This is a genomic window from Streptomyces silaceus, assembly GCF_001419745.1.
Lineage (GTDB): Bacteria > Actinomycetota > Actinomycetes > Streptomycetales > Streptomycetaceae > Streptomyces > Streptomyces silaceus.
The window spans coordinates 1-22,057 of sequence record NZ_LIRJ01000283.1; the positions used below are offsets into that span (position 1 = coordinate 1).

The 22,057-nt window shown below is 72.6% G+C and carries 18 protein-coding genes and 1 pseudogene; 14 read left to right on the plus strand and 5 right to left on the minus strand.

The window, feature by feature from the left end:
- The 3 genes and pseudogenes from AOK22_RS24705 to AOK22_RS24715 form a co-directional block, all read left to right on the plus strand.
- Positions 1–264: pseudogene (locus tag AOK22_RS24705) on the plus strand (hypothetical protein); the annotation flags it as partial.
- Complete coding sequence (locus AOK22_RS24710; protein ID WP_055700910.1) at positions 261–887, plus strand: histidine phosphatase family protein; 627 nt, start codon at positions 261–263, stop codon at positions 885–887. The pseudogene AOK22_RS24705 and the gene AOK22_RS24710, both read left to right, overlap by 4 nt.
- A gap of 22 nt (positions 888–909) precedes the next feature.
- On the plus strand, positions 910–1,953 hold the full coding sequence (locus tag AOK22_RS24715) for a 2-hydroxyacid dehydrogenase (protein WP_055700911.1): 1,044 nt from the start codon (positions 910–912) through the stop codon (positions 1,951–1,953).
- A gap of 15 nt (positions 1,954–1,968) precedes the next feature.
- Here the strand turns inward: AOK22_RS24715 and AOK22_RS24720 are convergent, their stop codons facing one another.
- Positions 1,969–3,096 (minus strand): MerR family transcriptional regulator, encoded by a 1,128-nt coding sequence (locus AOK22_RS24720; RefSeq protein WP_055700912.1) that lies wholly within the window; start codon positions 3,094–3,096, stop codon positions 1,969–1,971.
- Between the two features lie 181 nt (positions 3,097–3,277).
- On the opposite strand from AOK22_RS24720, the gene AOK22_RS24725 reads away from it, so the two are divergent.
- From AOK22_RS24725 to AOK22_RS24735, 3 genes are all read left to right on the plus strand, one after another.
- Positions 3,278–4,138, plus strand: a complete 861-nt coding sequence (locus tag AOK22_RS24725; RefSeq protein ID WP_055700913.1) for a phosphatidylinositol-specific phospholipase C/glycerophosphodiester phosphodiesterase family protein — start codon at positions 3,278–3,280, stop codon at positions 4,136–4,138.
- 140 nt (positions 4,139–4,278) lie between these two features.
- On the plus strand, positions 4,279–4,473 hold the full coding sequence (locus tag AOK22_RS24730) for a hypothetical protein (RefSeq protein WP_055700914.1): 195 nt from the start codon (positions 4,279–4,281) through the stop codon (positions 4,471–4,473).
- Positions 4,474–4,573: 100 nt separating this feature from the next.
- Entirely contained in the window at positions 4,574–6,142 is a 1,569-nt protein-coding gene (locus tag AOK22_RS24735; RefSeq protein WP_055700915.1) for a hypothetical protein, read from the plus strand.
- A 6-nt stretch (positions 6,143–6,148) separates the two neighbouring features.
- Here AOK22_RS24735 and AOK22_RS24740 read toward each other — a convergent pair whose 3' ends face one another.
- Entirely contained in the window at positions 6,149–7,336 is a 1,188-nt protein-coding gene (locus AOK22_RS24740; RefSeq protein WP_055700916.1) for a phosphodiester glycosidase family protein, read from the minus strand.
- Positions 7,337–7,494: 158 nt separating this feature from the next.
- Positions 7,495–7,869, minus strand: coding sequence for a DUF779 domain-containing protein (locus AOK22_RS24745; RefSeq protein WP_055700917.1), 375 nt, complete (start codon positions 7,867–7,869; stop codon positions 7,495–7,497).
- A 190-nt stretch (positions 7,870–8,059) separates the two neighbouring features.
- Between AOK22_RS24745 and AOK22_RS24750 the strand changes: the two genes are divergently transcribed.
- Positions 8,060–8,734 (plus strand): L,D-transpeptidase, encoded by a 675-nt coding sequence (locus tag AOK22_RS24750; RefSeq protein WP_055700918.1) that lies wholly within the window; start codon positions 8,060–8,062, stop codon positions 8,732–8,734.
- Between the two features lie 36 nt (positions 8,735–8,770).
- Here AOK22_RS24750 and AOK22_RS24755 read toward each other — a convergent pair whose 3' ends face one another.
- Positions 8,771–10,912 (minus strand): choice-of-anchor A family protein, encoded by a 2,142-nt coding sequence (locus AOK22_RS24755; protein WP_237773054.1) that lies wholly within the window; start codon positions 10,910–10,912, stop codon positions 8,771–8,773.
- 530 nt (positions 10,913–11,442) lie between these two features.
- On the opposite strand from AOK22_RS24755, the gene AOK22_RS24760 reads away from it, so the two are divergent.
- The 7 genes from AOK22_RS24760 (at position 11,443) to AOK22_RS24790 (ending at position 20,529) form a co-directional block, all read left to right on the plus strand.
- Positions 11,443–12,399, plus strand: coding sequence for an ABC transporter permease (locus AOK22_RS24760; RefSeq protein WP_055700920.1), 957 nt, complete (start codon positions 11,443–11,445; stop codon positions 12,397–12,399).
- Between the two features lie 61 nt (positions 12,400–12,460).
- Positions 12,461–14,236, plus strand: coding sequence for an ABC transporter substrate-binding protein (locus AOK22_RS24765; RefSeq protein ID WP_055700921.1), 1,776 nt, complete (start codon positions 12,461–12,463; stop codon positions 14,234–14,236).
- Positions 14,237–14,239: 3 nt separating this feature from the next.
- Entirely contained in the window at positions 14,240–15,232 is a 993-nt protein-coding gene (locus AOK22_RS24770; protein WP_055700922.1) for an ABC transporter permease, read from the plus strand.
- A complete protein-coding gene (locus tag AOK22_RS24775; RefSeq protein ID WP_237773055.1) occupies positions 15,229–16,911 on the plus strand; it encodes a dipeptide ABC transporter ATP-binding protein in 1,683 nt (560 codons plus the stop codon). Before AOK22_RS24770 ends, AOK22_RS24775 begins: the two co-directional genes overlap by 4 nt.
- A 105-nt stretch (positions 16,912–17,016) precedes the next feature.
- Positions 17,017–17,925 (plus strand): glycoside hydrolase family 16 protein, encoded by a 909-nt coding sequence (locus AOK22_RS24780; protein WP_055700923.1) that lies wholly within the window; start codon positions 17,017–17,019, stop codon positions 17,923–17,925.
- A gap of 207 nt (positions 17,926–18,132) precedes the next feature.
- Positions 18,133–19,611 (plus strand): integrin alpha, encoded by a 1,479-nt coding sequence (locus tag AOK22_RS24785; protein ID WP_055700924.1) that lies wholly within the window; start codon positions 18,133–18,135, stop codon positions 19,609–19,611.
- Positions 19,612–19,707: 96 nt separating this feature from the next.
- Positions 19,708–20,529 (plus strand): SDR family NAD(P)-dependent oxidoreductase, encoded by an 822-nt coding sequence (locus AOK22_RS24790; RefSeq protein WP_055700925.1) that lies wholly within the window; start codon positions 19,708–19,710, stop codon positions 20,527–20,529.
- Between the two features lie 24 nt (positions 20,530–20,553).
- Here the strand turns inward: AOK22_RS24790 and AOK22_RS24795 are convergent, their stop codons facing one another.
- Positions 20,554–21,666, minus strand: coding sequence for an NHL repeat-containing protein (locus tag AOK22_RS24795; protein ID WP_055700926.1), 1,113 nt, complete (start codon positions 21,664–21,666; stop codon positions 20,554–20,556).
- Positions 21,667–22,057: the final 391 nt, after the last annotated feature.

The window sequence follows — 22,057 nt, forward strand, 5'->3', positions numbered from 1 at the left end:
CAGGCCGAGGGCGCCCTCGGCATGGCCGTCCTGGCGGCCACCTCCGCGGGGGTGTCCGTCCAGGACGCCGCGGCCGACATGGTCCGCATCGGCGAGGAGATCCTCCCCGACCCGGCGCGCACGGCGCGCTGGACCCCCGTCTACCTCGCCTTCGTCGACGCCCTGGCCGCCCGGGGCTGGCTCGACGAGACCGTCGCACACCACGCACGGGAACGCGCCCGCCGCGCGCCCGGCACGCAGGACCACGAAAGGGCAGGGCAGTGACCGACTTCATCCTCGTACGCCATGGGGAGACCGTCTGGCACGACGGCAACCGCTACGCGGGCCGCACCGACGTGGAGCTGACCTCGCGCGGCCTGCTCCAGGCCGCCGCGCTCGGCGCGTGGGCGGCGGGGGAGCGCATCGACGCCGTGGCCAGCTCGCCGCTCAGCCGCGCCCGGCTCACCGCGGAGCCCGCGGCGCGGGCCCTCGGCCTGGTCCCGCGCGTCGACGAACGGCTCGTGGAGGTCGACTTCGGGCGCGGCGAGGGCCTGACCCGCGACGAGATGCGGGAGCGTTTCCCCGAGGAGCTCGACGCGTTCCTGCGCGACCCGGTCGCCCACCACCTGCCCGGCGGCGAGGACCCGCGCGCGGCGGCCGTCCGGGCGAGCGCCGCCCTCTTCGACCTCGGCGACGCGTTCCCCGACGGACGCGTCCTCGTGGTCGCCCACTCCACCCTCGTGCGCCTCGTCCTCTGCCGTCAGCTGGGCATCCCGCTCGCCGACTACCGGCGGGTCTTCCCCGCGCTGCACAACGGCGCGCTCACCGAACTGCGGCTGCGCGACGGCCGGATGTCGCTGCTGCGCCTGAACGCGCCGGCCGCGCTCGCCCCCGTACCCACCGCGTAACCCACCAGGAAAGAAGCCCCTCATGAGCACCACCGTCCTCGCCGCGGGCGACCACTTCGTCCTCCCGCGCCTGCTCACCGAAGAGGTCCGCACGGCCACCGAAGGCGCCGTCGACGTCCGTGAACTCACCCTGCCCTGGCCGCACACCCCCTTCGGCCCCGTCGGCGAGGTCGACGAGGCCTCCGGCACCGAGGACGAGCTGATCGACGCCCTGCAGGGCGTCGAGGTCTGCGTCACGCAGATGGCCCCCCTCACCGAGCGCATCCTCGCCAACTGCCCCGACCTGAAGCTGATGTGCGTCAGCCGGGGCGGGCCGGTCAACGCCAACCTGGAAGCGGCCACCCGGCACGGCGTCGCCGTCTGCTACGCCCCCGGACGCAACGCCGTCGCCACCGCCGAGCACACCCTCACCCTGCTCCTCGCCGCCGCGCGCGGCGTCGGCGACACGCACTGCGACCTGCGCGGCGGCGTGTGGCGCGGCGACTACTACGACTACGACAACTGCGGCATCGAGATCGAGGGCGCCACCGTCGGCCTCATCGGCTACGGCGCGATCGGCAGCCGCGTCGCCAAGGTCCTCGCGGCCATGGGCGCGCACGTCCTGGTCCACGACCCCTACGTGCGCCCCGAGGCCCTCGCGGGCGTCGCCGAGCAGGTCCCTCTCGACGACCTCCTCACCCGCTCCCGCATCGTCTCCCTGCACGCGCGCGTGACCGACGAGACCCGGGGCATGATCGGCGCCGCCCAGATCGCCCGCATGCCCCGCGGCTCCGTCCTCGTCAACTGCGCCCGCGGCGCCCTCCTGGACTACGACGCCGTGTGCGACGCCCTGGACGCGGGACAGCTGTCCGGTGCCGCCTTCGACGTCTACCCCCACGAGCCCGTCCCCGCGGGATCGCGGCTCCTGAAGACGCCCGGCATCGTCATGACCCCGCACATCGCGGGCGGCAGCCAGGAGGTCGCGCACAAGGCCGCGCGGATCGTCGCGGGCGAGGTCGGCCGCTTCCTGCGCGGCGAGCCGCTCGCCCACTGCGCGAACCCCGAGGTCTTCGCGGACCGGGCCTGACCACCCGGCGCCCGCTCAGCCGATGAGCAGGCGCAGGCCGAGCTCCGCCGCGTCGAGCGCGACGAGGTCGCGGTTGCGCTCGGCCCACCGGCCCGAGGCGAGGTCGTCGCGGAGCCCGTCCACCGCCCGCCGCTCGGCCTCCTGCCCGACCCTGGTCCACACCGAGACCGCGCGGCGCACACGGTCGTCCAGATAGGCCTCGGGGCGGCGCCAGTGGGCCTCGAAGAAGCCGTCGGCGCAGTCCCACGGGACGAGCACCGGCTCCGCACGGCCCTCGATCGCCTTCGTCAGATCGGCCAGGGACGGCCAGTCGGTGAGGAGGCCGGCGAACTCGGGCAGGTAGTCGCGGGTCAGCCAGAACCGCTCCAGCCAGCCGGGGGCACTGGCGTCGTACGTGAACACCACCACGCGGCGGGCCACGCGTTTCATCTCCCGCAGCCCGGCGACCGGGTCCGGCCAGTGGTGCACCGTGCTGACCGCCATCGCGGCGTCGAAGGACCGGTCCTCGAACGGGAGGCTCTCCGCACCGGCGGCCACGCACGGCGCCGCGCCCGCGGGGCGCTGGGCCCGCATGACCGCCGACGGCTCCACCGCCGTGACGTCGCGGTCGGTGGGCTCGTAGGAGCCGGTGCCGGCCCCGACGTTCAGCACCGTCCGCGCGTCCCCGAGCGCGTCCCAGATGCGCGCGGCGATGCGCGGCTCGGTGCGCCGGGTCGCCGGGTAGGCGGACCCGATCGTCTCGTACAACTGCGGGCCGAACACCCTCAGCTGCTCCTCCGGCGTCGTCCTGAACCCCATGGCCCGTGCCTCCAGTTCCTCGTCGATGGCCGCCACCATCGCGGCGGCGCGGTCGCGCTGTTCCCGCAGCAGGCCGCGCAGCCGGTGCAGACGCGCCACCGCGTCGGTGGCCGGGTCGTCGACCAGATCCGCGATCTCGCGCAGCCCGAAGCCCAGCCGCCGGTAGGCCAGCACCTCCCGCAGCCGCTCCACGTCCCCGGGCGCGTAGGCCCGGTAGCCGGCCGCGGTCCGCGCGGACGACCGCACGAGCCCGATCTCGTCGTAGTGATGCAGCGTGCGGACGCTCACCCCGGCCAGTTCGGCGACGCGTCCCACGGTCAAGTGCTCTTCCACGCCGTCGACCATGCGGCATGACGCCACGTGAGGGTCAAGCCCTCGCCCTCGCCGCCGGGCGTGAACACATGACGTCGATAGCGCCAACTCCCGGAACGGCCGGGTCTCCTGACGCGGGCGGGGGCTCATACTCACTTCGTCCCGCCCGGCGCCGCACCCCGGCGGCCCCGACCACCCGTCCCGGAAGGCAGACATGGCCCTCACCACCCGTCGCAGAGCCCTCACCACCTTCGGTGCCGCCCTCGCGGGCAGCGTCGCGCTGCCCGCGTACGCGCACGCGAGCGGGCGCGGCCACCACCCCCGCCCGCTGGTCCGGGCCCACGCCCACAACGACTACGAGCACCCCCGGCCCCTCTTCGACGCCCTCGACCACCGCTTCGGCAGCGTCGAGGCCGACATCTACCTCGTCGACGGACAGCTCCTCGTCGCCCACGACCCGGTGGACCTCGACCCGAGCCGCACCCTCGAATCGCTCTACCTGGAGCCGCTGGCCGAGCGGATACGCGCCAACCACGGCTCGGTATACCGGGGTTACCACCGCGTCCCCTTCCAGCTGCTCATCGACATCAAGACCGAGGGCGCGTCGACCTACGCCGAGCTGCACCGCCATCTGCGCCCCTACCGGCGGCTGTTCACGACCTACACCTACGGCAAGGTGCGCCGCGGAGCGGTCACCGCCGTGGTCTCCGGAGACCGTGCGGCCCGTGCCCCGATGGAGGCGCAGCGCGTGCGGCACGCCTTCTACGACGGCAGGCTCGCCGACCTCGGCACCGCCGCGCCCGCCTCGCTCATCCCGCTGATCAGCGACAACTGGTCGCTCGCCTTCACCTGGCAGGGCACCGGGCCGATCCCGCCCGCCGAGCGCGACAAGCTGCGCGGCATCGTCTCCCGCGCCCACGCGCGCGGGCAGCGGGTCCGCTTCTGGGCGACGCCCGACCTGCCGGGCCCGCAGCGCGACGCGGTCTGGGGCGAGCTGCTCGCCGCCGGGGTCGACCACCTCAACTCGGACGACCTCGCCGGCCTCGAGGCCTTTCTCGACGCGCACGGCGGCTGACGGGCCGCTGACCTCGGCGGATCAACGCCCGCGTACAGAGCACCCGTTCGGAGCACAGGTCACGGGCCCGGACGCCCCCTCCGCTACGCCACACTGACGGCCGAAAGCCGCGGTGTCACGTGGCGGAGGAGGTAATTCCCATGGCCCTGTCGATCTCTGTCGTGCTGCTGCTCCTGATCCTCGCGGTGGTGTTCCTGCGCAACGGCGGGCTGAAGATGTCGCATGCCGTCGTCTGTGCCCTGCTGGGCTTCTACCTGGCGGGCACCGGCGTGGCGCCGACCATCCACAGCGGAGTGACGGCCACCACCGAACTGGTCAGCGGATTCCGGCCGTGACCGGCGCGCACCGGCCCCTGACGTGATCGTTCTTTGCGGGTTCATGAACAACTGACGCCATTTCATGGACACTTCAAGAGGGCGGCCCTAGCTTCGGCGCATGTCCAGCAGACTGCGCCGCCTCACCCTCCTCAGCGCCGTGGCCCTGACGGTGTCCCTCGCGGGCCCCGCGTACGCCGACGAGATCCCCAAGGCCCCCGGGCACCGGCTCGTCGACGGCTATCAGGGCGCGCCCGCCGACGCCCGCCCGCTCCCCGGCACCAAACCGCCCCAGCACCCCTACCTCGCCGCCAACGGACGGAGCGGGATGCACGCGGACGCGGCCGGCAGCGGCACGTACCCCTGGAGCGGACCGCTCGGGAAGCGGCCGGCCGTCGACAGCGAGAAGATGGCGGCACTCGGCGGCGAGTGCGCGACCGTCACCTTCGACCGCGCCGGACGGATCGTCACCGTGTGCGGCACCTTCACCGGCTTCCTGGTCAAGCTGCTCGACCCGAAGACGCTCGACACGCTCGCCGAGTACAAGCTGCCGCAGCGCCCCTCGACCGTCGAGGCCATCACCCGGCTCGACTTCTCGAAGATCTTCAAGGACACGTCGGGCGGCGCCTATTCCTACCTCGACAACGAGGACCGGCTCGTCCTCGCCGACTCGCGCCAGCACGTCGTGCGTCTCGCGCACGAGCAGGCGCCGGACGGCACCTGGCGCTTCGTCGTCGACAAGGAGTGGGACCTGACGGCGCACGTCCCGCACGACTGCGTCAGCTGGACCAACCTCTACCCGAGCGGTGAATGCGACCCGGTCACGTCCGTGATGCCGGACTGGGAGGGGCGCATCTGGTGGGTCACCCGGCAGGGCCGCATCGGCACCGTCGACCCGAGGACCGACGAGATCCGTTCCATCCGGCTCAAGGGCGAGGAGATCCAGAACTCCTTCTCCGTGGCGGAGGACGGCGTGTCGATCGTCTCCGACCACGCCCTCTACAGCTTCCGGGCCGCCGCGGACGGCACGCCGGAGGCCGTCTGGCGCCAGACCTACGACCGCGGAACGGGCACCAAGCCCGGCTCGGTGAACCAGGGTTCGGGCACCACGCCCGACCTGTTCGGCGAGCACGGGGACTACGTGGCGATCACCGACAACGCCGACGACCGCATGAACGTCCTCGTCTACCGGCGCGGCGCCGACGTGCCCGAGGAGAAGCGGCTCGTCTGCAAGGTCCCGGTCTTCGGCTCCGGCGCCTCCACCACCGACAACTCCCTGATCACCTGGGGCGACAGCCTCGTCGTCGAGAACAACTACGGCTACGAGAACGTCGCCTCGCTCACCCTCGGCCGCAGCGTCGTCGGCGGTGTCAGCCGCATCGACGTGCGCGAGGACGGCAGCGGCTGCGACACGGCCTGGGAGAGCGACGTGCGCTCCCCGTCCACCGTGCCCAAACTCTCCACCGCCAACGGCCTGTTGTACTTCTACACGAAGGAGCCCAACAGCCTCGGCATCGACGCCTGGTACCTGACCGCGGTCGACTTCCGTACCGGCGGGACCAAGTGGAAGCGGCTCGCCGGTACGGGCCTCGCGTACGACAACAACTGGGCGCCCGTGACGCTCGGCCCCGACGGGACCGCCTACGTGGGCGTCTTCAACGGTCTCGTGGCGGTGCGCGACACGCCGTGAGGCCCGTCAGGTCCGGGAGAACACGCCGATGCCGTTCGGTACCGGGCGCTCGGCCCCGCCGCTGGGGTTGTTGCGCACGGTCACGGCATCGGCCCCCGGGGACCTGGCCACCAGGGTCGACGTGGCGGAGACCAGCGTGGAGGAGCCGCCGCCGTCCAGGCTGAAGCCGTCCCGCGCGCCCAACAGCCGCAAGGTGTCCGCCACTTCGGCGATGGTCAGACCGGCACGGAACTCCGGCGATCCGTCGAGCGAGAGCAGCAGCAGACGCCGGCCGTCGTCCGCTATCCCGGCGGCGGTCCGCACCGCCGACGTCGTGGGGTCCAGGCCGGGCAGCGGCACCCCGTCCCGCAGCACGGGGCAGCCCCCGAGCGCGAACCGGAACGGAACGTGCGAACGGGAGGCCACCAGACGGTGGGTGACCTGCACCCGGTCGCCCACGGACAGTTTGCGCAGCTCCTGCGCGCCCGCCTCGCGGCCCACCAGGACCGTGGTGCCCCGGGCGATCGGACCGCTGCCCGGCGTGTTCACCGACGACACGACACGCCCGTGCCGGAGCGTCACCTCATGGGTGTCGGCGCTGCACGGCGCGCCGCGGCTCGTGTCGGTGCCGCAGGTCGCGCGCACCCGCGAGACGGCACCCCAGTCCTCGGTGAACGCGCCGACGGAACCCACCGGCAGCGCGTACTGGTTGAGCCCGCCCAGCGGCAGACGGGACTCGGGCGTGCGTATCCGCCCGTCGAGGGCGAGGTCGTCGAGGCGCGCCCTGCGGTCGTACCCGACGCCGAGCACGGCCTTGGTGGTCACGCCCGGCGGCATCGCCGGACCGAAGCGCTGGCCGTCGGGCACCGCGCCCTTGAGCGTGCGACCGCTCGCGATCGCCGGGCCGACGGCCGCACCGGTCGCCTCGACGCCCGGATGCTGGGTCTCGGTGATGTTGAAGAAGTCGCCGTTGATCCCGCCCACGGCACCGACGCTGTCGGCCAGTGCGGAGACGGGTGCGCGTGCGGCGACCTTGCCCGGATGGAGCAGGTCGACGCCGGTGCGCGGATCGCGCAGGTCGACGTCGAGCACGTGCGCGCGGGCCGTGCCGTGCGAGGCGGGTATGTCGAAGTAGCCGTACTCCACCCCCGGCGCGATCTCGGTGAGCGCCGTCCGCCCGGTGCCCTGGACGGCACCGGCCGGTGCCGCTCCCATGAGAGCGGCACCGGCCAGCGTGCCGAGCGCGGTGATGAGGGTGCAGGCCGTTCTGAACCGTCCACTGCGTTGCTCGTGCCGTGTCACAGATCCCCCCTGGTGTCGGCTGGGCCACCCAACTGTCCCAGTGGCCAGGGGAGTTCACCAGAGCGCGGTGGCTATGTCCCGACGAGCCGGGAACGGATGAGGAAACGGACGCCTTCCGGGGCCTCCAGTGAGAAGCCACTGCCCCGGCCCGGCACGACGTCCACGATCAGCCGGGTGTGGCTCCACACCTCGTACTGGCTCGCGGACATCCAGAAGTCGACGGGCTCGGCGACCCCCTCGACGGCGAGCCGTGCGAGGCGGACGTCGGAGGCCCCGGTGCGGAACTCGCCCGCCGGGTAGCACATGGGCGCGCTGCCGTCGCAGCAGCCGCCGGACTGGTGGAACATCAGCGGCCCGTGGGTCTCCCGCAGCCGCCGCAGCAGCCGGGCGGCCGCGTCGGTCAGCTCCACCCGTGCGGCGCCGTCCTTCGTCTCATGGCGGTCCATGCGGCCACTCTCCCGCCCGGCACGTTGCAACAGGGTTGCGAGCGGACCGCCGGGGCGACAGGCGGATCACCAGGGCGACACGCGGAGCAGCGGAGCGACACGCGGGCCGCCGTACCCCCACATGGATCAATTGTGTGACCGGCGGGTCGTGTCGCCGGGCGTGGGAGCGTCCTGCGGTGAAGCTGGGGCGATGCGCTGGCTCCTCACGTCGATCGCCGCCCTGTCCCTGGCCGCTCCGCCGTCGTACGCGATGGCGGCCCCCGGCCCCGACGAACCACCGTGCCGTGCGGGCACCGCCGCCTACCAGCGCGAGCTGGAGCGCGAGCTGCGCCTGCCGGTCGACGGCCGTCAGTCTGCCGCCGACTGCGTCGCCATCCGGCGCCTCCAGCAGCGTCTCGGCATCCGCCCCGCGGACGGCAGCGCGTCCCTGCGCACCTACCGCCTGGTCGTCGCGGACCACGTCCGCCGCGATCCGGCCGCCCGGCGCGGCTGTCCGGTGAAGTCCTTCCGTGTCACGTGCGTGGACCTGAACCGGCAGATCCTGTGGGTGCAGACGGGCCGCAGGCTGGTGTTCGACCCGGTCCCGATCCGCAGCGGCCGCGACGGTCTGGAGACCCGGCGCGGCTGGCAGCGGATCTACTGGAAGAACCGCGACCACTTCTCCACGATCTACCACGTGCCCATGCCGTACGCGCAGTTCTTCAACGGCGGACAGGCGCTGCACGGCACGCGTGCCGACCTGTTCTCCTCGGGGTCGGCCGGATGCGTCAACCTCGCGCTCGGGGATGCCAAGCGGCTCTATGCCCTGCTGCAGAAGGGCGACCGCCTCTACATCTGGGGAACGAAGCCGGGCACGGGCGGCTGACGCCGTCCGTGCCCGGTGCGCAGGGGGCAGTGGGTGCTACTTGCCCTTCTTGCCCCCGCCGCGCTGGTTGGTGAGCTTCACCGTCACCGGCTTGTCGGCACTGCCGGCGATGACCCGGTGCGGGCCGCTGACCGTGTTCTTCGGCAGGACGTACCCGTCGGGTACGGCGGTCTCCTTCAGGTAGTACGAGCCGAGCGCCAGGTCCCGGTAGTCGCACCGGCCCCGGCCGTCGGTGGCGCAGCCCCCGTCGACGAGGGTGTCCCGGTTCGCGCCGGTGGTCTGCAGACCCGGCCTGGCGTTGCTCTCGCGCCACAGCTGGAAGACGGCGCCCGCCAGCGGCTTGCCCGTCTTCTGGTCCTGCTTGAGGACCGCCAGCGCGCCCGTGACGCCCGGGTGCTTCTGGATGACGTTCCGTGCCTCGACGGTGACGCCCTTGGAGGCGTTCGCCTTGGTGAGGACCAGCGGTCCGAAGACCGTCGTCCGGGGCATCTGGTACCCGGGCGGGGCCTGTGTCTCGACCCAGTAGTACGTGCCCACCTCGACGTTCGTGCGGCAGACGCCGTTCGCGGGCGTCGTGCAGGGCGAGCCCGTCGCGGTGTCGGGGTCGGCCCCGCCCCGCTGCAGGCCGTCGACGCCGTTGGTCTCGCGCCACAGCTGGAAGACGGCGCCGGCCAGCGGCTTGCCGGTGTCCTTGTCCTTCTTGACCACGGAGACGTCGCCCTTGACGACCACCGGGGCCTTCTTCTTGTTGGTCGCGGTGACCGACACGCCCTTGTCGGCGTTGGCCGCCGTCAGTTCAAGGGGGCCGAAGACGTTCGGCGACGGCAGTTCGTAGCCGTTCGGGGCCTTGGTCTCGCGCCAGTAGTACGTGCCGAGCGCCGTGGACTGCGCGCACTCGCCCTGCGCCTCGGTGACGCACGGGCTGCCGACCTGCGTGTCCGGGTCGGCGCCGCCGGTCTGCAGGCCTGCGGTGCCGTTGGTCTCCCGCCACAGCTCGAACTCGGCGCCCGCGAGCGCCTTGCCGGTGTCCTCGTCCTTCTTGACGACCTTGACCTCGCCCGAGGTGGGTGCGACGGCGCAGTCGGGCAGGTCACCCAGGAAGGGGTAGTTGTGGAACTCCTGGCCACCGCCGCCCGACGCCGAGCTGGTGTGGGTGAGCGAACCGGTGGTGAAGAACCGGCCGTTCATGCCGGGCACGCTGACGGTGGTCATCGAGCCCTGGTCGCCGACCAGGACGCTGCCCTGGAACTGGCCGGTGCCCTTGATCTCCACGGACGTGGCGTCGGGGAAGTTCCACAGCAGCCGGCTGCGCAGCTTGTTGAGCGGGCTGCTGTCGTCGATGGTGCCGGCATAGGTGTTGATGGTGCGGTTCGTGCCGAGGATGTTGACCAGCACGGTGGCGTCGTCGGGGATGCCCTCGAAGCGGATGCCCTCCTGGCCGCCGCTGCCGCCCATCAGGTCGAAGTCCACGTTGAAGACCTGGAGCTTGGAGGTGTTGTCGCCGCTGAACAGCGTCTCGCCGCCCGCGTGCGTGGCCGTGCCGGTGGGCGTGCGCGTGCTGGAGCCGCCCGTCGGGTGGGCGTAGCACTGGCTGGCTTCCGTCAGCTGGTCGCGCAGCGGGATGTAGGGCGTGGCGGCGTCGGGGTCCTTCGTCTTGGTGCCGACGATGGTGCCGGTGGCGTCCCCGGCGTGCCGCACCACACCGTCGTCAGCGAGGAGGCGCTCGCCGGTGGCGACCGTGACGTCGCCGCCCGTGGTGAGCCAGTCCGCGCCCACGGGCGGCGCCACGCGGGAGCCGACACCGGCTTCGCCGACGTTGTAGATCCCGCTGACGCCGTCCGCCTTGTCCTGGTCGAAGTCGCCGAGGACCACGACGCGGCCCTCGGCCTCCGCGGCCCGCTCACGGACGAGGAAGTCGCTGCCGACGTAGATGTTGATCGCGTTGTCGCGGTACTGGATCGACCCGTTGTTGATGGGCGGGTAGTCGCCGCTCGGGCAGGTTCCCGGCACGCACGGGCCGAGGCCGCCCGGCAGGGGCTTCGCGGCGGCGGGCGCGGCGGGTGCCGAGCCCTGGAAGGTGTGCGCGCTCGCGGGGGCGGCACTGAGCCCGGTCCCGGCCACGATGCCGAGGAGACAGAGATACCTCATTCCGGAATGGACGAGGGAGGGGAGGGTCACGTGCACATCGGCTCCTCACATGGTCAAAGAGACGTGGAGGAGGCTCGCACGAATGGCGCCGGTGGCCTTTCAACCGAACGGCGCTTCATAAGAAGAGCACTGCAAAGGATGAGTGTTGGGCCATCTGGGAAGGCCCTTCCGGATGTGTGCGCTTGGCAAGGTGAAATCCGCTTGTGATCTTCGAATCATCGGTCAGTTGATGTCGCTGTCTGTCAAGCGAAGGATTGTGGGGGAGCTCACAAGGTAACGAGAGGGTGTGCGGTCAGGCATCTCTACGTCCGGGTTCGTCATGAAGTATTCCCTTGGTTGTTGCCGCCGCATGAACAATCCCCGGCTCCGGGAAAGGCTCCCGAAACGTATCGAACACGTTCGCCGGGAACGGCGATCACGCATGTGGCAGGGCCGCTTTCGACGGTGTTGTAATTCTCCGCAACCCGGCGCGGACCACCCTTTCCGCCCAGCCGGAACGATTTCCGAGGCCCGCCTCCGCGACCCGGCGCGGGCATGAGCACCAGGAGCACGGCAGCGCCATGGCCGACGTACAGACGCAGGAACCGCGTGGCCCGTTCGCGGTGGCCCTCAGGGCGTTCCGCAGGGACCGGCTCGGCCTCGCCTCGCTCGGTGTCGTGCTCCTCTTCGCCGTGCTCGCGCTCGCCGCGCCGCTGATCGCCGTCCTCTACGGCAAGAACCCCACCGAGCACTACGGCCAGAACGAACCGGGCCTGCTCAGCGCGGAGGGGCTGCCGGTGCTGCCCAACGGCGGGATGTCCGGCGAGTTCTGGTTCGGCCTCGAGCCCGGCCTCGGGCGCGACGTGCTGACCCAGCTCCTCTACGGGATACGCACCTCGCTGCTCGTCGCCGTCGCGGCGATCGTCCTCATCGCCGTCGTCGGCGTCGTCCTCGGGGTGACCGTCGGCTATCTGAGCGGGCTCGCCGACCGGGCCTTCACCTTCGTCTGCAACGTCCTGCTCGCCTTCCCCACGCTGCTGCTGCTCCTCGCGCTGAGCCCCGTCATCCAGACGCGGTTCGTGTCGCCGGGCGAGAACGAGCCCGCGTGGATGCAGTTCACCGTGCTCGTCCTCGTCTTCGCCGCCTTCGGCTGGGTGCCGCTCGCCATGATGCTGCGCACCACCGTCCGGTCCCTGCGGGAGCGGGAGTTCGTGGACGCCGCGCGGGCCGTGGGCGCGAGCCGCCGCCACATCGTGCTGCGCGAGCTGCTGCCGAACGTCTGGGCGCCCGTCCTGGTGCACATCACCATCGCCCTGCCGGGCATCGTCACCGCCGAGGCCGCGCTCTCCTTCCTCGGCGTGGGCATCAGCGAGCCGATCCCCGACTGGGGGCGCATGATCGCCCGCGGGGCCGAGGTCTTCTACGACGACCCGACGTACATGTTCTTCCCCGGCGTCACGATCCTCGTCTTCGTCGTCGCCTTCAACCTGCTCGGCGACTGTGTGCGCGACGCGCTCGACCCGCGCACGCACCGCTGAGTCGCTGTTCCCCTCGCCTCACCCCGCACATCAACTCACCAGCCTCCCAAGGGAGTTCGCCATGCCCAGAATCAGCCCGCGCACCCTGGCCGTGCCGGCCGCCGCCGTCTCCGCCCTGCTCGTGCTCTCCTCGTGCTCGTCGGGCGCCGGCGCGCAGGGCGACGACGCGCCCTCGGTGAGCGACGAGCCGAACCTCACCGCGGGCATCGGCACCGCCGAGGACAGCGCGGGCCCGGCACCCGAGGTCAGGGGGGCACGGCGCGGTGGCACCATCCACGTCGCCAACCTCCGGGACGCCTCCCACCTCGACCCGCAGAAGATCTACGCGGGCGAGGCCTACAACACCTCGCTGCTGTGGGGCCGCCAGCTGACCCAGTACCAGGTCGTCGACGGCAAGGCGAAGCTGGTCGGCGACCTCGCCACCGACACCGGCAGGCCCTCCGACGGCAGCCGCACCTGGACGTACACCCTCAAGGACGGCATCGCCTGGGAGGACGGCAAGCCGATCACCTCGAAGCACGTCAAGTACGGCATCGAGCGCACCTTCGCGCCCGGCTTCGAGCTCGGCCCGCCCTACTGGCCGCAGTGGCTCACCGGGAAGCAGGACCTCGCGCAGGCCCGCAAGGTCTACGGCGGGCCGAAGAAGGACGGCGACTTCAAGGGCATCGAGACGCCGGACGACAAGACCATCGTCCTCCACTTCAAGAAGCCGCAGTCCGACGTGCCGTTCATGGCCGCGCAGTCGTCCTCGTCGCCGGTGCGCCCCGACAAGGACACCGGCACGAAGTACGACCTCAAGCCGTTCGCCACCGGTCCCTACCGCATCGTCGAGCACCAGCAGAACCAGAGCATGACCCTGGAGCGCAACCCGCACTGGAAGGCGGAGACCGACCCGATCCGCCACCAGTACGCCGACAGGTTCGCGTTCACCTTCGAGAAGAAGGAGCTCAACACCGCCCAGGAGATCCTCAACGGGCGCGGCGACGGCGCGAACACCGTCACCACCAAGAACGAGCTGCCCCCCGAGCTGTACGGCGAGGCCAACCGCGACCCGAAGAAGAAGCGGCTCGTCGTCGACGGCCGGCGCGGCGCGTTCACGTACCACCTGGTGATCAGGAACGACCGCGTCGCCGACCCGGAGGTCCGCAAGGCGATCCACTACCTCTTCCCGCGGCAGCAGGCGCGCCAGGCGCTCGGCGGCCCGCGCGTCGGCGACATCGCCTCGACGTACTCCTCGCCCGCGATCGTCGGATACGAGAAGTACGACGCCTATCCGGTCGCCCCGACCGGCGACATCAAGAAGGCCGAGGAACACCTCGCCAAGGCCGAGAAGCCCGTCAAGAGCCTCAGCTACGCCTACGAGTCGACCGCCGCGAACGACCGCGTCGCCCAGGTCCTCGTGGAGGCCTTCGCCAAGGCCGGGATCACCCTGGTGACCAAGCCGATGCCGCTGCCCGCGTACACCAACGAGGTCGCACGCAACGCCGACCCGAAGTACGACCTGTGGATGTCCGGCAGCTCGGTCGACTGGCCGACCCCCGCCACCGGCGTGCCCTACCGCTTCGACAGCCGCCGGGACAGCCTCGACAACGACCCGCGCTACAAGAACCCGGCCGTCGACAGGGAGCTCGACCGGATCGCGAGGATCGGCGACGCCACCGAGAAGGCCAAGGCCCTCGTCGCGCTGGAGAAGGACACGATCATGAAGGACGTGCCGCTCGTGCCGTTCCTGCACCAGCGCGTCCAGCAGGCGCGCGGCGAGAACGTCGGCGGCGCGTTCATCCACCCCATCTACGGCACCATCAGCCCCGCCTGGCTGTACCTGAAGAAGTCCTGACCCATGCTCACCTATCTGACGCGGCGCGGCGTGCAGGCGGTGGTGGTGCTGTTCGCCATCTCCGCCACCGCCTTCGCCCTCTTCTACGCGGCACCGTCCGACCCCGCGGCCATCGCCTGCGGCCCCAAGTGCGACGCCACGCAGATCGCGGCCGTCCGCCACAGCATGGGCCTGGACCAGCCGGTCCTCGCGCAGTACGCCGACTATCTGCGCGGCCTGGTCGCCGGCCGCACCATCCGCGACGTCGACGGCAGCGCCATCGCCTGCGACGCGCCCTGCCTCGGCTACTCCTACGCCCTGCACGAGCCGGTGCTCTCCGCGATCACCGGCCGCTTCCCGGTCACGCTGTCCCTGGCCGGTGGCGCGCTCGCGGTCATCGTCGTGGCGGGCATCGGTGCGGGCTTCGTCTCCGCGCTGCGCCGCGGCAGCCTCGGCGACCGGCTCCTGTCCGGCTTCACGCTGATCGGCGCCAGCGTGCAGATCTACTTCCTCGGCTACGCGCTGCAGTACCTCCTCGTCTACTCCACGGGCTGGCTGCCGCTGCCCGGCTACACGCCGCCGGGGGAGGACCTCGCCGCCTGGGCGGCGGGGCTGCTGCTGCCCTGCCTGGTCCTCGGCTTCGTGAACGCCGCCGTGTTCGCCCGGCTCTCGCGCGCCCAGCTCCTGGAGGTGATGCACGAGGGGTACGTGCGCACCGCGCGCGGCAAGGGCCTCGGCGTCCTGCGCACCCACCTCACGTACACGGCGCGCGGGGCCGCGGCACCGATCGTGCAGCTTCTCGGCCTGGAGGTCGGGGCGCTTCTCGGGGGCGCGTTCATCACCGAGACGGTCTTCGGGCTCTCCGGCGTCGGCAAGCTCGCCGTCGATGCCGTCACCCAGAACGACCTGCCGACCGTCGTCGGCACCGTACTGATCGCCGCGTTCTTCGTGGTGGTGTTCGTGGCCGTCGCCGATCTGGTCGTGGCCTGGCTCGATCCGAGGGTGAGGCCGGCATGACGGCACACGAGAAGACCGGGGCGCCCGTGCTGAGCGTGCGCGACCTGACCGTGTCCTTCACCGGTCCGCGCGGCACCGTCACCGCGGCCGAGGGCGTCTCCTTCGACCTGGCGCGGGGCGAGGTCCTCGGCCTGGTGGGGGAGTCGGGGTCGGGCAAGTCGACCGTCGGGCTCGCCGCCATGGGGCTGCACGACCCCGCGCGCACCACGATCCGCGGCACCGTCGAGGTCGGCGGCACCGACGTCGTGGGCGCGGGCGAGGCACGGCTGAAGGAGCTGCGCGGCGGGCGCATCGCGATGGTGTTCCAGGACGCCCTCGCCTCGCTCTCGCCCTTCCACGCCGTGGGCGCCCAGCTGGCCGAGGCCTACCGGCTGCACCACAAGGACGCGGGGCGCGGCGAGGCGCGGGCCAGGGCCGTGGAGATGCTGGAGCGGGTCGGCATCGCGGCGGCCCGTGCCCGCGACTACCCGCACCAGTTCTCCGGCGGCATGCGCCAGCGCGTGATGATCGCCATGGCGCTGATCAACCACCCGGACGTCCTGATCGCCGACGAGCCGACCACGGCGCTCGACGCCCGCGTGCAGCGCCAAGTCCTCGACCTGCTGGGAGAGCTGCAGCGGGAGTACGGTACGGCCGTGGTCCTGGTGACCCACGACGTCGACATGGTCGCCGCCGCCACCGACCGCATGCTCGTCATGCGCCACGGCCGCACCGTGGAACAGGGGTCCACGCATCAGTTGCTCACCGCGGCCACCCACCCCTACACCCGCGCCCTCATCGGCGCGGCGCCGTCCCTGGAGACGGTGCCCGGTACCCGGCTGCCGACCGTGGACGCCCCTGAGCCGACCGCCCGCACGAACGCGCGCGTATGGGGGGCCGTGGACGAGGGGAAGCGGACGACGCTCGCCGAAGTCAGCGACCTTCGCGTCGAGTTCGGCGGCGGGCGCACCCTCCTCGGCCGTCGGCGCCCGGGGACGCAGGCCGTGCGCGGCGTGAGCCTGCGGGTGGCCGAGGGGGAGACCCTCGGTCTGGTCGGCGAGTCCGGCTCCGGCAAGTCCACCACCGCCCGCGTCCTCGCCGGACTCCAGAAGCCGACCGGCGGCACCGTCCGCTTCGACGGCCGCGACATCACGCGCGCCGCCGAGGAGACCGCCCTGCGCCGCGCCCTCAGCCGCGAGGTCCAGCTCGTCTTCCAGGACCCGTACGCCTCGCTCAACCCGCGCCGCACCGTCGAGGAGATCGTCACCACCCCGCTGCGGGTGCACACGGACCTGAGCCGCCAGGAGCGCCGCGACCGCGCCGCCGAACTCCTGGAACAGGTCGGCCTGAGCACCGGCCATCTCCCGCGCTACCCGCACGAGTTCTCCGGAGGCCAGCGCCAGCGCATCGGGATCGCCCGCGCGCTCGCGCCCCGGCCGCGCCTGATCATCGCCGACGAACCGGTCTCCGCCCTCGACGTCTCGGTGCAGGCGCAGGTCCTCAACCTGCTCATGGACCTCAGGGACGACCTCGGGCTCTCGCTCCTGTTCGTCTCGCACGACCTCGCCGTGGTCCGTCATCTCTGCGACCGCGTCGCGGTGATGCACCACGGCGGGATCGTCGAGACGGGCAGCCGGGACGAGGTCTTCGACAACCCCCAAGAGCCCTACACCAAGGAGCTGTTGGCGGCGAGGCTGTAGCGGACACGGCGGGCGGCGGACGGCCTGGGGGCCTTCCGGGACACCGCGCGCTCCACGAGGATGACCCCTTCCTGTGGGGCGTCCTCGTGGAACGGAGACAGCGCGATGGGATCACATGCGGCGACGGGACGGCGCAGACGGCCGGTCGTGTTCGGGGCCCTCGGGGCGGCACTGCTCGCCGCCCTGCTGAGCATCCCGAGCGCGGGCGGAGCCCCGGTGTCGGCGGACGCCTGCCGGGACGCGGGCGCCGAGCTGCCGCGCGGCGACTGCGGGCCGTTCTGGCAGGTCCTCGCCGAGGACTTCACCGGCGACCGGGTGCCGCTCGGCGCGTTCAGCGACTGCGAGCACCACGTGGACACCTCCGCCGCGTACTGCGCGGGCCTCGACGGCGCCTACCGCGACAACTGGTGGGCCTACCCCACCGGTTGGCGCGACACCGCGAACGACCGCGCACGCGACGTCGCCGGCGTCTACCACCCCGAGGACACCGTGAGCGTGCGCCCTGCGGAGAACGGCGACGGCCGGATGCGCATCCGCATGTGGCGGCCCGCCGACGGAGGACCCGTGCACGCGTCGGCGGTCGTACCGCGTGCCGTCATGCAGATGAAGTACGGCAAGTACAGCGCCCGCATCAAGGTGACCAAGCAGGCCCCGGGCTACAAGTCGGCGTGGCTGCACTACGGCGGCGGCTGCGAGATGGACCACCCCGAGGGCGAGTGGACCGGCACCCTGAACGCCTTCCACCACCCCTGCGGCGGCGGCGAACAGGGTTCGTACGAAGGCGCCGACGACTGGACCGAGTGGCACACCGTGTCCACCGAGTGGACCCCCGGCCATGTGCGCTTCTTCGTCGACGGACGGGAGACGGGCCACGACACGCGGGGCGTGCCGGACCGGCCGCTGTCCTGGGTCCTGCAGAACGAGAGCGCCCTGGAGGGGCCGGGCGCGGCGCCCGGCAGCAGCGCCCAGCTGGAGATCACGTGGGTCGCCGCGTACGCGTACGGCTGGAAGTGACGCCCGGCACGCACCCTCGGCGAGGCGCCCGCCACCTCGGCCACAAGTGGAGCACGACACCTGCGAGTTCGCGCTCCCGCGCCGATTCGTGAACCCCGTACAACCCTCGCGCCCCATCCCGTGTCGAACAGGGCGCCGGACAAGGAACGGGCCCTTTCCGGACACCCCCCGCGCTGCCCGGCCACCTTTCCTTCACAGGAGCCGCTCGTGCGCAAGAACCGTTCGGCCGCCCTCGCCGCGGCATCGTTCCTCCTGCTGACCGGGGCCGGTATCGCCGCCGCCCCCTCCGCCTACGCCGGCACCCCTGGGGGGACCCATGCCGACGACCGCAACAGCGACTTCAACGGCGACGGATACGAAGACGTCCTGGTCGGCGCCCCCGGCGCGACGGTCAGCGGCAAGAAGGGCGCGGGACTCGTCACGGTCCAGTACGGGTCCACCAGAGGCATCGGCACCAGCGACGTCGCCAGATTCAGCCAGTCGACGGCCGGTGTCGCGGGTGCCGCGGAGGCGGGCGACGCCTTCGGCAAGGCCGTCGCCACCGGCGACCTCGACGGCGACGGCTACGACGACGCGATCATCGGCATCCCGGGCGAGGACCTCGACGCCGGGGCGGACGCCGGTGGCGTCGCCGTCCTCTGGGGCTCGAAGTCGGGACTCACCGGATCCGCCAGCAGCTGGCTGCAGAGCGAGCAGGCCGCCGCGGGCCAGCAGTTCGGACTCAGCCTCGCCGCGGCGCACTTCACCGCGGACACTCCCGGCGACCTCCTCGCCGTGCTCGACCGGGACAACGTCGAGCTCTTCGTGTACGACCCCGCTCCGCAGGCCCGCGGCGAGGCGCCGCTGCGACGTCAGGCCACCGAGCGGCTCGGCAGGTCGGCCGACGCCAGCCAGATCGTGTCCAAGTCGCTGACCACCGGCGACTACGACGACAACGGCTACGCCGACCTCGTCGCCTCAGGCGTGACGGAGGGGGACGAGCCCGGTCACGGCTGGTCCGTGCAGTTCGCGGGCGGCGCCGACGGCCTCACGTACAAGAACGACCTGCGCGGCGGCCCCGCGGCGGCCTCCGGGGACATCAACCACGACGGCTACGACGACCTGGTGACCGGCGAGCCGAACTCGCCCGACGACGGCGGCGAGACGATGACCGGCGGCCTGGTCGGCGTGCGCTACGGCACCCCGGACGGCCTCGTCGACGAGGCCAAGTGGTGGACCCAGGACTCCGCCGGCGTGCCCGGCACCGCCGAGCGCGGCGACGGCTGGGGCGCGGACCTGTCCGTCGCGGACACCAACGGCGACGGCTACGCGGACGTCGCGATCGGCGCGCCGGGCGAGGACATCGGCACGATCGCCGACGCGGGCGCCGTCTGGGTGCTGCGCGGCGGGGAGTACGGGCTCACGGCGACCGGCGCGAAGTCCTTCGACCAGGACTCCGCGAACATCCCCGGCGTGCCCGAGAAGGGCGACAAGTGGGGCGCGCAGGTGCGGCTCACGGACCCCAACCGCGACGGCCGCTTCGGCCTGCTGGCCGCCGCGCCCGGCGAGAACGCCGGTGACGGCGTGGTGTGGGTCCTGTCCGCGGGCTCCGGCGGCGTGACCGCCTCCGGGTCCTGGACGTACGGCGCCGCCTCGCTGGGCGCGCCCGGCACGGGCGCGGCGTTCGGCGCGGCGATCGACGAGTAGCCGCAGGCCCTCCACCGCATCCGAACGCGGTCGTGGGCGGGCCGCTCCGTATGATCGCGGCATGTGCTGACGACCGCGTTAGGAGGTTGAACAGACATGACAGAGAGCCGAGTCGTCATCGTCACGGGCGGCGGAACCGGCATCGGTGCCGCCACCGCGCGGCAGCTGCGGGCCGCCGGACACCGCGTGGTGATCTCGGGGCGCAGGCCCGGACCGCTGGAGAGGATCGCCGAGGAGACCGGGGCGCTGGCCCACCCCGCCGACGCGGGCGACCCGGCGGCGGTCGCCGGACTCGTCGACGCGGCCGTGGCGGCGTACGGCCGCGTCGACGGCCTCGTGCTCAACGCCGGGATCGGGCGCGGCGGCGCCGTCGGCGACCTGTCCGACGAGGACTGGGACACGGTGCTGCGCACCAACCTCACCGGCCCCTTCCTGCTGCTGCGCGCCGCGCTCCCGCACCTGCTGGAGACGCGCGGCGCGGTCGTGGCGGTCGCCTCGGTGGCCGCGCTGCGCAACGGCGTCGCCAACGCCGCGTACGCGACGTCCAAGGCGGCGCTCCTCCAGCTGTGCCGGTCGGTCGCCGTCGACTACGGCAAGGCGGGGCTGCGCGCCAACACGGTCTGCCCCAGCTGGGTGCGGACCGAGATGGCCGACCGGCGGATGACCCGGTTCGCCGAGGAGGCCGGGCTCGGCGACGGCGGCGCCGACGCGGCGTACGAGGAGGCGACGCGGCTGGTCCCGACGGGCCGCCCGGGGCAGCCGGAGGAGGTCGCGGAGGCGATCGTCTGGCTGCTCTCGCCCGCCGCCTCGTTCGTCAACGGCGCGGCGCTGACCGTCGACGGCGGAGTGACGGCGGTCGACCCGGGCACGGTCGCGTTCGACTTCGGCGTCGTGCCGCGCGGCGTCGACGGGAGGTAGCGGGGCGCGCCGCGCGGCCGGACGCTAGCCGAAGCGTTCCACGCGGAGCTGGGCCGGTGGGTACGGCGAGAACGACGTCGTGCCCACCGACCAGAAGCCGGTCGTCCCGGGGATCCGGGCGATGGCCTCCGGCAGGTACGCCGAGGTCTCGGGCCCTCGCTCGCTGACCCACGTCGTGCCGTCCCAGCGCAGGTAGTGGGCGCGCTTCTGGTCCCAGAAGTCCCAGCCGCAGATCCGGTCGGGGCGCCCCTGCGCGTCGCCCGCGATGCCGCCGAGGAGACCGACGCCGAACGGTGCTCCCGGGCTGGTCCACTCCGTGCCGTTCCAGTGCTCCAGCCGGATGCCGGGCGGCTTTCCGGGCGGTCCGCCCGGACCGTAGGCGAAGCCGGTCAGCCAGATGTCGTCGTGCGCGACCGGCAGCAGGCCGGTCACCGAGGCACGGAGCCCGACCGTGTGGGGCACCACCGTCCAGGCGCCGTCCCAGCGGGCGATGACGTCGCCGAACACCCACACCTCGCCGCCGGGCGTGACCATGACCCCGTACGGCGTCGGCGCCGCCGCGTCCGGCAGCGGCCTGCACCAGCGCCACGTCCCGCCGTTGCCGCGCAGCAGCCCGGCGCGGCCGCCGTGCCGCCCCGCCACCCAGAACACGCCGCCGGGACCGGCCGCCACGTCGGTGAGCTCCGTTCCCGTCTCGCCGCGCCCGGGGAAGCCGGCCTCCCGCCAGGTGGTGCCGTCCCAGGCGAGGAGCTGGTGGTGCCCGGCGGTGTCGGTGCCGAGGGCCCAGGCGGCCGAGCCCTGCGCGTCGACGGCCACGGCGCGCAGGGCGCCCTTGTACGCGAGGTGGGAGACGTCGTCCGTCTTCCAGGCGGTGCCGTTCCAGCTCAGGGAGATCGGCGTGCCGTCGGTCGCGCCGTAGCGGTGGTGCTCGCCCACGGCCCAGGCGAGGTCGGGGCCGGCGGCGGCCACGGCCACGAGGTGGGCGGCCGGCTGCCCGGTGGGCGCGGGGACCTCCTGCCAGGTGCCTGCGGCGGTCGCGGCGGGCGTGCGGGCGGCGGCGGCACCGGCCGGGCCGAGCGGCAGGGCCAGTCCCGCTCCGGTCGCCGTCAGTCCTCGTAATACGTCGCGTCTTCGCATGGGAGAGCCTTCCCTCGTCGGATGCGTGCGTTCACGGTGCGTGATGGGTGCTGTCCTGAGGTGCGCAACACCCTGAACCGGACGCGGGAAGGCGTCAATGCACGCGCGTGCGCATTTCGCCGCCCGCCGAGGGGCCGATCCCTCGGGGCGGAGCGGCATCGCGGGGCCGAGAGGTCCGGGAGGGCAGTCATGGGGGCAGCCCTGAGCGCCTTCGAGGGCGGCGGGGCATGTCGCATTTCGCCCGTTCGGTCTGGCCCGTACGGGCCATGGACGCCGACCGGCCCGAGCCGGAATGGTCTGGACCAACTGCCGTCGCCCCAAGGGAAGTTGCCGGGCGAATCTTTGCGTGGGCATCGCGTGACGGCAAAGTGAACTGGTCGTAAATATCGCC